Genomic DNA, 10944 nt, shown 5'->3' with positions numbered 1-10944 from the left:
CCTCAAAAGAAAAGTTAAAAAGAGATAAGCGCGAGTGGCTCAGTTGGTGGAGTACGACCTTGCCAAGGTCGGGGTCGCGGGTTCGAGTCCCGTCTCGCGCTTTTTTTTATTTGTAGCGGAAGCCTTTATTTACTAGGGTTTCCGCTATTTTTGCGTATGCGCGGCCTGTAGACAGTTGTAGATAGCTTACAAGACTTTACTATGAGATCAGAAATTTACTTTTCTGTCAGTGCATTGTAAATATATTCGGATTTAGTTTACATAAATATAAGCACTTATTGCAATATATATTTTCACATTTTATAGAAAAAAGAAGTACAATAAATATTTAAATTTATAAAAGAAGTTATAAAGAGTTGTTTTTTTACAGTTTCTTTTTTTGTGCAAAACATCCCATGAGTTCTTATAATAGTATAGATATTTATATATTAGTGTGATAAAATGGCTGTATTATTTAACTTGAATTATAATTATAGAAATAACGGAAAGTTCGCTAAACGATGTCAGGTAAAGTCTATGAATTATATAAAAACGATGACGGAAAAATGAAGAAAGGCGGCGGCTTATGATCACGATTTATGATTGGTTTGGCTATGAATTGCCGATAAAGGAACGTTATCAGTTAATAAAAAAAGGCCGGTTTTGATGGTGTTTTATTATGGTGGAGTGAAGCTTTGGCCGGAACGATTACCGCAACGCCCCACAAATTGTTCGGGAGACAGATCTTTTTATAGAAAATATCCACACACCAGTCCATAATCAAAACGATTTCTGGCTTGATAATCTGGATGGTGAAGCCTTAACCGATTGCTATTTACAATGTGTTGCAGACTGTGATGAATTTGAAATACCGACAATGGTGGTGCACCTGCCTAGCGAAGATTATCCATATAACACGTTAGGGCTGGACAGAATCAAAAGAATCGCTGAAAAAGCTGAGCAGCTTGACGTCAATGTTGCATTTGAGAATTTACGGAATCTTGCCAATTTGGCATACGTACTGGAGCAAGTGGATTCCTTGCAAATCGGATTCTGTTATGATTGCGGACATCACTACAACTATTATCCCCACGATGATTTATTATCTATGTACGGTTCCCGGTTGATGGCACTGCATTTACATGATATTGGTGGAGGTTATGCTCAACACCAGTTACCCTTTGACGGACCGATTGATTGGTCTACAGCCATGAAAAAAAATTACAGAAAATAATTATTCAGGTGCAACTGCAATAGAGGCCATGAATTGGGATTATAAGCATTTATCGGCAGAGGAATTTTGCAAGAAGCGTTTAAACGCGCAAAAAGACTGGAAGCATTAAGATTCTATAATCTGTGAAAGCAGAAACAATCCTAGATTGCGGTAATGTTTAAACCCCGTCTAGCGCTCTTTTTATTTGCAGCGGTAGTCTTAATTTTAAAGGACTTCCGCTATTTTTTTGTCTGTCAGCTTGTATATAGTTTCGCTTCTTTTTCCGTTAGTGGATCGTAGATGTATCCAAGAGTAGTATTCGGGTTGCAAATTTCTTGAAATTCAAGGGATTTTTTGTTACGCTGATATGTGCACGGTACGATATTATGGTATTAGAAATTGAAAATAAGAAATATAAACAAAAGAGGTATCATTATGAGATTGCATGATAAATGTTTACCATGTGTTGTTAACCAAGTTATTAAAGTGGCAAATATCACCGGAATTAATACAAAGGAAGAGTTATTAAGAGAAGTGTTTACTTATCTTAGCAAAATGAATTTTGATGAAACTACTCCAGAAATTATAGGTGAAATCTTTGACATGATAAAAAGACATACGAATAATCCAGACCCATATAAAAAAACCAGAAATTACTACAATACTTTGTTTATGGAATTGTTGCCTGAATTTGAGAGGAAGATTGAGCAGGCTGAAAATTCGTTTATGTTAGCAATTCGATATGCTATTGTTGGTAATATCATAGACTTCAATCCTATACACAATACGCTATTAGAGGATATTTATGATTGCTTTGAAAAAATGGAACAATTAGAATTGGCTATTAATGATTCTCATGCACTAATAAAAGATATTTCAAATGCAGGAACTTTGTTATATTTAGGTGATAATTGTGGAGAAATCTGTATGGACAAGATTCTTTTGAAAAAAAATTAAAGAACTGAATCCTAATGTAAAATTACTATTTGGAGTACGAGGGAAACCTGTGGTAAATGATTCTATATCTGAAGACGCATATTCTATAGGGATTGATGAATATGCAGAGGTTGTAGATAATGGGGATGGTTCTCTTGGGACTGTCCTTAATCGAACGAGTCCTGCATTCAAAGAAGTTTATAATAAGGCTGATGTAGTAATTGCCAAAGGGCAAGCAAACTATGAATGCTTGAGTGAAGAAAATAAAAAATATTTATTTTCTGTTGATGACCAAATGTGATGTAATTGCAAAAGATATCGGTGTTGAGGAAAAGAAAATGATTTGTATGAAAAACAAAGCTTGGAAAAACTAATAAACTGCCAGGAGCAGCGATATAAAGTTGGAAGTGGATAGCCCCCCTTTCTTTTAAGTATCTTATGGGCTGACTATATGGAACCATTGATGTTTGGCATACTTTTACAGTACATAAGCAATCTGCCTTGATATTCTGCTTGTTATAACGGTATGGATATTTATTTGCTTGTATGATAAAATGATTGTATTATTTTAAGTGGGGCGTAATTATAGCAGTATTTTTTTTCGAGGTAGTTAAAGATATGGCAAGAGGGATTATTATTTTTGGTTCAGCAGGTTCCGGGAAAACAACATTGGGAAAAATGGTCGCTGATAAGCTTGGTTTTCCATATTTTGATATAGACGATTATATATGGAAAAAAAGATACTGATAAACCTTTCACAGTTATGTATACTCGTGATGAGAAGATTAAAAGGTTAAAGACAGATATATCGAAAGGAAGTTATTTTGTGATGGCGGGTTCCATGGATAGCTTTAATGAACCATTTGTTCCATTGTTCGATTTGGCAGCACATATCACAGCATCTGTCGAAACAAGAATTGATCGGATTAATAAGAGAGAATATGAAATATTCGGAGAAAGAATCATGAAAGGTGGAGATATGTATGAGGGACATTGCCGTTTTCTTGATAACTCAGCCAGATATGATTTGGATGGTTCTCCGTGTATGAAGACACATATGCAGTGGGCTAATTCTTTACCTTGTAAAGTGCTGCAGCTGAGCGGACATGAGGACTTAAACAAGAATGTTGTTATAATAGTTCAAGAATATTTAAAACTAAGTTTACAAAATGAGTGTTCATGAAATATGATATGGCTTTTGATCTATCCTAACATAAAATCCAACAATAATACAAAGTTGCAGACAAGCTGTAGACACTCGTTAAACAGTGTACGTCCTTCCTTATTTTTGTATGCTTGGTAGCCTGTAGATATTTGAAGACAATTTACAAAGTGGTTGCAATGCCTGCTAAATTCCGGGTACTATCCAGATAGGCAGCTCATGCAAAAGCCTTCCCTATCTTTTAGGGGAAATCTGCTCTTTTAATATGTTTAATCTTCATAGCGAAACAATAGATGATTGCAATAGAAACAGGAGCGGCCCAAAGCCCTAGTCTAATAAGGATGTTCTCAGTTTTTAGGATTTGCCGTAGGATTTTGAAGTCCTACGGCTTTCTTTTTCTTAAATCTTGCCTACGAAGTTGAAGTACACCTCAACTTCTTGAGTATAGTTTTTCTTCTTCCTCGGCTCCGAGCGTTCATATACCACAATTCTGTCAATAAACTCCCTCACGATTTCGGGCGTCAATTCCTGAATATCAGTGTACCTGTTCACAATAGCGAGAAATCGATCGGCATTGAGTAGCTTATCCTGCTGGGCACTGATTTCATTATCCAAAGTAACTGCCCTTGTGGAAAGTTCCTGCTTTTCTTCCTCGTATCCCTGTGTTAGCATTTGAAACTGTTCGCCGGACAGACTTTCAAGGGTCAGTTCCTCAAAGGCTTTACGGAACAGCTTATCCAAATCGGCAAGGCGTTTTCTCGCCCTGTCGAACTCCTTGGATTTAACGGATAAATCCTTTTTAAGCTAGCTCTCATGCTTGTCCATGGCTCGTTGCAGAAACTTCTCTGTATGCTCTCTGGCGTCCTCTGTGACACGCTGAATTTCTCCCAGTACATTTGATGCAGTGCCATGACCTTAATGGTATGAGGCGTGTCTACGGCATCATTGATGGCGATGTAACGGATAACATAGTCGGGAAACTTTTCTTCCATAAGGTAGCCAATTACAAGACGGTTTCTGCCCAGTCTGGAATGGTCTTTGACGATAATGGTGGATACGTTTCCTGCTTCTACCTGTTCCATCATGTCATTGTAGCCCGGACGGTCAAAACTAACACCCGAATAGCCGTCGTCAATAAAAAGCTTTGGGTTGGGGAAGTGGTTCTTCTAAGCATATTCGCCAAGAATTTGACGTTGATGCTGAATACTTCCAGACTCGCCCGCAAGCTCGTCTTCTTGACTTAAACGGCAGTAAAGTGCCGTGATTTTCTCGCTTTGCTGTAGCATGAAATACTCCTTTCTTCTGTACAGCCAAAACGATTCCGAATAAATTGTATGAATCCATTTTACTCAGAATCGCTCTATGCGTCCAGACAAATTTGATATTTTATTATGTTTGCGTATCCTGCTCAATCAATCTTGAAACTTTGTCAATCACAGTGATGTTGCCAGTTTCTTTATAGTGGCTGATCACCAGATATGTCACGCCGCCGATTACATATGTTTGCTTCTTTTGATTTCCTTCGGCGGTAACCGGCTGCGGTGCGCAGTCCGGTTTGCCGAATTCTCTCATGGAATTCCTCCCTCCATAATAGGTTTTGTGTTTATATTTTTAAGCCATATAGGCGCTTCTTTCGAATCCAATGGGAGAATTACTGCTCTAAGTCCTCCTGCTCCATGAAGTCAAACCGAACAGCGTTATCCTCCAAACGTTGCTGCATGGCTTCCTTGCTGAATTCTCCAGGATCGGACAGCTTGCTGTTTCGGCACTTTCTGCCGCCTGCATTTTGGAAGGTAATGTACTTGCGTTCCTTTGTCCATGTGACCTCATAACCCAAGTTATTCATAGCGTGGTAGAATTCAGGGCGGCTTCTGCACCATGACAGACATTCCCGAATATCCGCTTCAAGCTGTGCCTTCCAGCTTGTGCCGTTCTTGCGATTCTGCCACTCTCCATAGGACTGCTTTTTGCGGCTGCTGTTCAGACTGATTTGTGCTAATCCATATTCCTCGCACAGTTTATTGGAAAACTCCTTGAGCCGCTGTAAATCCTGTTGTTTCTGCTCCCACTTCAAGCCTGTAACCGTATTTACAGAATTGATAGCAAAGTGGTTATGGATATGATTGCGGTTCTTATGGGTTGCCATGACGATTTCAAATCCATCAAACTGCGAAAATTCCTCTATCAGCCGTCTGCCTATTTCGTATGCCTGTTCTGGTGTCACCTGATCCTTCGGAGAAAAAGACTGGATGAAGTGACAATACTGCCTTCCGTCCAACTTGTGAAAACGCTGCTTCGTCAGGTACATTTCGGAATAAGCATTGATGGGATCGCAGTCCTTGCCGTGAATGAGCGTGGCTTCGGTTTTCTCTTCATTGCAGATATACCGAATGAGGAAGAACAGTCCACTGGGCTTTCCTACTTTTGGTGGCTTCATGACGATTACGGCGATGACTTACCACCTCCCGCAAGCTCGGTCAGTCTGTTGCAAATCTCTCCATACAGCCTGTGTACCTCCATCACATTGGGAGCAAAAGTCTGTCCCGTATTGAGTCGAACTAATATCTGATGCAAGTTTTTACCGGAGGATTTCAAGGCGGGTATAAATTCGTCCAGACCGCTGATAACAACCACATCTTTTTTTCAGGATAAGCTGTTCTAAGTAACGGCTTTTGGAAAGCTTTGCTTTCTGTGCCTCCCAACTTAATTTTTCATCTGCCCTGACAGTAATGCGCGCTGAAACCTTCACAGATTTCGGCTCTTTTTTCATAGGCACTTGCCTCCTTTCGAAGAGGGGGAGCCGCAATACTTGGCGGCTGGGGAAACTTCCCCTAATAAGAGGGTTCCGGACACTTCCCGACAAGATTGTCCGACAAGGACGTATCTTGTCACAGCCATAAGGCTGTGGAAGGCTCGGCTTACGCCTTCGCCGCTGTATCCCCGGTCACCTTGCTTCCTACATATCGCTGCTGTGCCTTTCGGTGGCGTTCCCGTTTGTCTGCGGATGCCAATTGGGCAAACCCGCTGATACAAAAGCAATATTGCTGTTTCGCCGTCCTTTTGCAATGACAATGCCTTGACACGGCTTTCCTCAAAAAATGAGGCAGATAGGGTTACATTTTGCATGGTTGAACTCTCCTTCCTTGATTTTCGGGCGGAATCTCCCTGATACAAAGAGTAATCTATGGAAAATCATTTGGAAATGAAGAAGTAAAAGAATTTTTATTTTAAAAAAACCAATTCTCTATGATATACTGATAAAAAGCAAGGTGATGCAATATGAAGATGCGGATAGAATACCCCTATGTACTGGTCTATGAGGGAGAGAAAAATCGAGTGCGCTATGTCCTACGGAAACGCTATGACCTGACCGCAACCGTAGATTCCAATACTGTTGGAAAACTGCTGATTGATTTCATTCTGCTGAACCTTGCTGATTATAAAAAGCGGTTAGAAAAGCTGATGCAAGCGGCTGATGCTGACAGCAAAACAGGCAGTGAACTTCTGTTTTGTATGTATCATAGTGAGATTTACGCAATGGCGAAGCAGTTGCAAGAGGAACATTTCCTTGCCGGATTTTTTTCTCATTGGTAAGCTGGACAAAGTGCTTTCAGCGGAGATTTCAGATACAGAGCAAATCCGTTTGGCGGTCAGGGTATTGGAGGAAGTTCTTACCTTGCAGGAAGTTTTTGCAGACGGATTGACTCTGTGCTGTGATATGGAGTTTGACAAGGAAGGACTTTCGCTCCGTGCATTGTTCTTCGCTTTTACAGCAAAGCATGAGGAATTTATGTCCTACTATCTGCAAACAGGTATCATGTCTGCGCCCACAAAAAGCAGAAAAGTGGACTTTGATGCAGTGGACAGCGTTGCGGGTACCAACAAAAAAGAACAGCTTGCCAAAACCGACAAGCTGAAAGACAGAGGTGCAAATCTCACAAGCTATACCGTGCTTGAGGATTTTTCTGATTTTCTCTACTATGAATTTACGGAACTGCTGAAACAGGGTTTGACCGTCCGCAGGTGCAAAAACTGCGGTCAGTATTTCGTGCTGAAAAGCAAACACCGGACCTATTATTGTGACCGCAAGCAGGAAAATGGGCACACCTGTAAGCAAATTGGAAATAAAAAAAGAGTATTTAAGCCGCATTGCTTCTGATCCAGCATTGCAGGAGTATGAGCGGATTTATAAGCTTCACCACGCTCAAATGGAGCGTGATGAGCACAAGGAACGCCCCACTGGTAAAATCAGCAGGGCAAAAAAAGGAGTTTCTAAAATGGTCTAAGCAGGCTCAGAAAATGAGAAAGCAGTATCTGGATGGCAGCATTCCTATATCAGAGTTCCAATTATGGCTAGAACGTAAATAATCGTTGCATAGAAAAGAAATAAAGCTATCGGCCTCAATTTTGCTGCCGATAGCTTTATTTCGTAAAGGTCACAATATCATTGGGTGTACAGCCGATAATCTTGCACAGCTTTTCCAACGTAACCATTGTGATGTTCTTATTCTTCTTCAGAGAATCCAGCGTTTTATTATCAATTCCCTGTTTCAACAGCTGATATTGTGTTACACCTCGCTGTTCCATCGTTTTCCATAACGGGCTATAATCATAAATTTTAACCACCGTCCTTTTGTCCATATGATTAAATTATATGTTGAAACAGGTAAAATAAATATTGTGGGCATACCCACAATATAGTATAATAGACCAAAACAAAAAAAGGGGGCTTGGACATGAAGAATATGACAAAACAAAGAGCGGAAAAAAATATATCAGCAAGTTGCAATTCAGAACCATACCACGGTTGAGGAAGTAAAAAAAAGGAAATCAAATTAGCTATGCTGGTAGGTATGTGCAATCAAGATCCTGCCGTTCAAAAAAAAGTGGAATGAGATGCCTCATGATGGAGAAGTTCCGACACCGGAAGAACTTCTTATATATTTATCTTCATGTATAAAATCCGACTAATTTTAAAATTAAGCCACTGCACTGATAAATAAAAAGTGCAGTGGCTATATGTTTGCTATATCCCCTAACGTAGACCAGAAGCTGGGCAGCAAATGTCAAAATAGAAGCGGCGAGGGATCCTCTACCCCCACAACAAAACCAATTCCCCGATTTTTTTACCCAGCGATGCCACCAAAAAGGTCTGTCCAATTCAGATAACCGGGCAGACCCTTAATGAATATTTATATTTTATTTTGCGCAGCGGCCATCAACACGGGAGGGAGTGATGTGCGAATAAACATCGCTATATATTCCGGTGTAATATAGCTGACTTCACTTCTGCTTTTTGCTTTGATCCATTCAACAAGCATTCCGGCAACCGCCTCCGTATACACGAGGGTTAGAAATCTTTCGTATTCTTCCGAAATCGTGATACCGAGGTCTTTTTCACCAAGCTTCAGGCACGTGTTTATCACCTTACGAAAATCAGCAACAAAAAAATCGCTTTAAGTCTTCTCTGCCCATACTGTCTAACGCGCAGTTCAAAATATGTTTGTTCTCCGCCACATAGTTCATTACGAATTGGATGGCATCCTCTAAATTTAGCAGTAGATCAAATTTTTGAACGACCTCAAAGGCTTCCTGCTCCAACATCCATTGCAGCAGTGCATAGATATCTTCAAAATGATAATAAAAAGTCTTCCTATTCAAATCGCATTCTTCAATCAGCTCGCGAACCGTTACTTTAGAGATGGATTTTTCGGCCATCTTTTTTTTGAGGATATTGGCAAGAGCAAGCTTTGTCTGAAGGGTTTTTTTCTTCTTGCTTCATATGGTCACCTCCATCACAAAAATTATACCACACTTGTCCGATGATTGTAAACGACCATCAATTTGGTGCATTTTGTCCGGTTTTACTCATTGGCATCATAGTTGACCGTTTTTTTACCCTCTGACCTCTCGTATCATACATATTAAAGGAGGGGCTCCTATGAAAAGCGGCACATATCGCTACCAAATAGAATTGATTGCCCCATTAGGTGCCAGAAACGGGGAAATAAAAGTCCAGCTGACTGGCAACGAGATTTCCGGTGAGTTTGCCATTCTTGGCAATACCAGTGCTTTCGCACATGGCTGCTATGAAGCCGGAATCATTACCGTCAGCGGGAAACTCAAAACGCTTATGTACTCTATTCCATATGAGCTGATTGGCGAAATGGGTGAAGAGGCAATTCGCTTTGAAATGCAAACGTCCAAGGGCGTTCTTTCCGTGTCAGGAACAATATGTGGCCAGAACCAAACAGCACAGTAGTAAAACAAGTAAATATCTTATGAGAAAGTAGGTAAGTAGAACAATGATGGACTACACCAAAAAAATTGATTTTCAATCACATTTTCTTCCGCCAGCATATTATGAATTTCTGGAAAGTGAAGGGCTGGAAAACCCGGACGGCTTCCCCACCCCGGATTGGGATTTGGAAACACAAATGGAGAATATGGAGACCTTGGGCATTGCGTTTGCGTTTTTGGAATTGTCGTCTCCCGGATTGCATTCGGAGGATAAAGAAAAAACGCTGCGGTATGTGCGTCGCGTCAATGAAGAAGCGGCACAAATCGTTTCAAACTATCCGGAGCGCCTCGGTTTCCTTGCAACACTTCCTCTTCCATATATGGAGGACAGTGTTTTGGAAGCAATTCATGCGTTGGATGCTTTAAGCGCAGATGGTATCGGATTACTTACGAACAGCGGCGGGGTCTACCTCGGAGATCGGCGCTATGACAATTTGATGAAGGAGCTTGACCAAAGAGGCACATTGGTTGCCATCCATCCCACTATGCCGGCGGTAAGCGTTCCGAATGTATGCGAGGGTCTCAGCATCCCAGCCATGGAGTTTTTCTTTGAGACAACAAGGACGTTTACAAACATGGTAATGATGGACACCTTTGAGCGATTTCCGAATATTAAATGGATCGTTCCCCACGCCGGAGCATTCCTCAGCGTTTTGGCAGATCGTTTTGAATCGTTCTCAGTCATGCTGCGCTTTGCTGACCCAGATCGCCGCGCCGATTTCATGGCGGATATGCGCCATGTATACTTTGACGTTGCGGGGTTTTCCGAACAGAAGCAGGTGGAGCTGTTACTGAAAAATATAGACCCCAGCCATTTACTGTATGGTTCCGACACACCCTACACCGATATTTTTGCCTGTATCGGACAAGCGCAGGCTCTTGAACAAACAGATAAGCTGACCCACGAGCAAAAGCAGATGATGTTCACAGAAAACGCGATGGAATTAGTTCCGAGGCTTAAAAAATCGAATCATTTAGGAGGTAATATGTGATGCAGATGGGGAACGATATCAAAAAAAATATGAGGCTAAAATTAAAAGCCCGATGGGGCCCATTAAGGTTCATGTGGAGCTTGAGATGGACTCTGAAACAGAATTCATCGGTACGGCAAAGCTGATGGGCTTAACCATACCCTACAAAAACGGCAAAATAAATGGGGATAATTATCAATTCGCAATTACAGTGAAACTTCCGTTTGGAGAGCTTCCGGTTGAAGTAGATGCAAATTTAGCTGCAGATGGAACAATCACAGGGTTTGCCCATGCTCCAAACCATAAGCCAATGGAAATAGAAGGAGTGCAAGTGCAATGAACGAGAACAATCAGAAAAAACAAGACAGCAATATGATAATAAG

Annotated in this window: 18 protein-coding genes and 1 tRNA gene; 11 read left to right on the top strand and 8 right to left on the bottom strand. The window is 40.9% G+C overall.

What is annotated here, in order from left to right; genetic code table 11:
- Positions 1–28: 28 nt before the first annotated feature.
- The 6 genes from JCM10519_RS17550 (at position 29) to JCM10519_RS31330 (ending at position 3311) form a co-directional block, all read left to right on the top strand.
- Positions 29–101: transfer RNA gene (locus JCM10519_RS17550), tRNA-Gly, on the top strand.
- A 605-nt stretch (positions 102–706) separates the two neighbouring features.
- Positions 707–1213: a TIM barrel protein gene (locus JCM10519_RS17545; protein WP_347844619.1), complete on the top strand. Its 507-nt coding sequence runs from the start codon at positions 707–709 to the stop codon at positions 1211–1213.
- A 414-nt stretch (positions 1214–1627) separates the two neighbouring features.
- Positions 1628–2149 (top strand): ARMT1-like domain-containing protein, encoded by a 522-nt coding sequence (locus JCM10519_RS31345; RefSeq protein WP_347844612.1) that lies wholly within the window; start codon positions 1628–1630, stop codon positions 2147–2149.
- Between the two features lie 49 nt (positions 2150–2198).
- The gene (locus JCM10519_RS31340; RefSeq protein WP_347844611.1) at positions 2199–2429 is read left to right on the top strand and encodes an ARMT1-like domain-containing protein; all 231 of its coding nucleotides are present in this window, start codon (positions 2199–2201) and stop codon (positions 2427–2429) included.
- 257 nt (positions 2430–2686) lie between these two features.
- Positions 2687–2875, top strand: coding sequence for a shikimate kinase (locus tag JCM10519_RS31335; RefSeq protein ID WP_347844610.1), 189 nt, complete (start codon positions 2687–2689; stop codon positions 2873–2875).
- 79 nt (positions 2876–2954) lie between these two features.
- Complete coding sequence (locus tag JCM10519_RS31330) at positions 2955–3311, top strand: hypothetical protein (protein ID WP_347844609.1); 357 nt, start codon at positions 2955–2957, stop codon at positions 3309–3311.
- 378 nt (positions 3312–3689) lie between these two features.
- Here the strand turns inward: JCM10519_RS31330 and JCM10519_RS17530 are convergent, their stop codons facing one another.
- From JCM10519_RS17530 to JCM10519_RS17510, 5 genes are all read right to left on the bottom strand, one after another.
- Positions 3690–4031, bottom strand: coding sequence for a DUF4368 domain-containing protein (locus tag JCM10519_RS17530; RefSeq protein ID WP_054740764.1), 342 nt, complete (start codon positions 4029–4031; stop codon positions 3690–3692).
- Entirely contained in the window at positions 3995–4375 is a 381-nt protein-coding gene (locus JCM10519_RS31325; protein WP_347844608.1) for a hypothetical protein, read from the bottom strand. The genes JCM10519_RS17530 and JCM10519_RS31325 overlap by 37 nt, the downstream gene beginning before the upstream one ends.
- Before the next feature lie 304 nt (positions 4376–4679).
- Positions 4680–4862, bottom strand: a complete 183-nt coding sequence (locus JCM10519_RS17520) for a hypothetical protein (RefSeq protein ID WP_054740760.1) — start codon at positions 4860–4862, stop codon at positions 4680–4682.
- Between the two features lie 79 nt (positions 4863–4941).
- Positions 4942–5727, bottom strand: a complete 786-nt coding sequence (locus JCM10519_RS17515; protein WP_054740758.1) for a relaxase/mobilization nuclease domain-containing protein — start codon at positions 5725–5727, stop codon at positions 4942–4944.
- Between the two features lie 141 nt (positions 5728–5868).
- Positions 5869–6060 carry a hypothetical protein gene (locus JCM10519_RS17510; protein WP_054740756.1) on the bottom strand — a complete coding sequence of 64 codons (192 nt, stop codon included), beginning with the start codon at positions 6058–6060 and terminating at the stop codon, positions 5869–5871.
- A 509-nt stretch (positions 6061–6569) separates the two neighbouring features.
- Here JCM10519_RS17510 and JCM10519_RS17500 point away from each other — a divergent pair.
- Positions 6570–6884: a hypothetical protein gene (locus tag JCM10519_RS17500; protein WP_054740752.1), complete on the top strand. Its 315-nt coding sequence runs from the start codon at positions 6570–6572 to the stop codon at positions 6882–6884.
- Entirely contained in the window at positions 6859–7449 is a 591-nt protein-coding gene (locus JCM10519_RS17495; protein WP_054740750.1) for a DUF6076 domain-containing protein, read from the top strand. The genes JCM10519_RS17500 and JCM10519_RS17495 overlap by 26 nt, the downstream gene beginning before the upstream one ends.
- 263 nt (positions 7450–7712) lie before the next feature.
- On the opposite strand, the gene JCM10519_RS17485 is transcribed toward JCM10519_RS17495, so the two are convergent.
- From JCM10519_RS17485 to JCM10519_RS17475, 3 genes are all read right to left on the bottom strand, one after another.
- A complete protein-coding gene (locus tag JCM10519_RS17485) occupies positions 7713–7916 on the bottom strand; it encodes a helix-turn-helix transcriptional regulator (protein ID WP_347844607.1) in 204 nt (67 codons plus the stop codon).
- A 566-nt stretch (positions 7917–8482) separates the two neighbouring features.
- Positions 8483–8611, bottom strand: coding sequence for a hypothetical protein (locus JCM10519_RS31320; RefSeq protein WP_347844606.1), 129 nt, complete (start codon positions 8609–8611; stop codon positions 8483–8485).
- A 115-nt stretch (positions 8612–8726) separates the two neighbouring features.
- The gene (locus JCM10519_RS17475; RefSeq protein ID WP_054740743.1) at positions 8727–9008 is read right to left on the bottom strand and encodes a TetR family transcriptional regulator; all 282 of its coding nucleotides are present in this window, start codon (positions 9006–9008) and stop codon (positions 8727–8729) included.
- Between the two features lie 223 nt (positions 9009–9231).
- On the opposite strand from JCM10519_RS17475, the gene JCM10519_RS17470 reads away from it, so the two are divergent.
- From JCM10519_RS17470 to JCM10519_RS17460, 3 genes are read left to right on the top strand one after another with little or no spacing between them, the layout of a single operon-like run.
- The gene (locus JCM10519_RS17470) at positions 9232–9552 is read left to right on the top strand and encodes a hypothetical protein (protein ID WP_054740741.1); all 321 of its coding nucleotides are present in this window, start codon (positions 9232–9234) and stop codon (positions 9550–9552) included.
- A gap of 43 nt (positions 9553–9595) precedes the next feature.
- Entirely contained in the window at positions 9596–10582 is a 987-nt protein-coding gene (locus JCM10519_RS17465; RefSeq protein ID WP_054740739.1) for an amidohydrolase family protein, read from the top strand.
- Between the two features lie 52 nt (positions 10583–10634).
- Complete coding sequence (locus JCM10519_RS17460; protein ID WP_054740737.1) at positions 10635–10901, top strand: hypothetical protein; 267 nt, start codon at positions 10635–10637, stop codon at positions 10899–10901.
- Positions 10902–10944: the final 43 nt, after the last annotated feature.

The organism is Clostridium sp. NkU-1 (genome assembly GCA_001312405.1).
The sequence above is the reverse complement of the archived record's forward strand: the minus strand, read 5'-3'. Positions and strand labels throughout refer to the sequence as shown.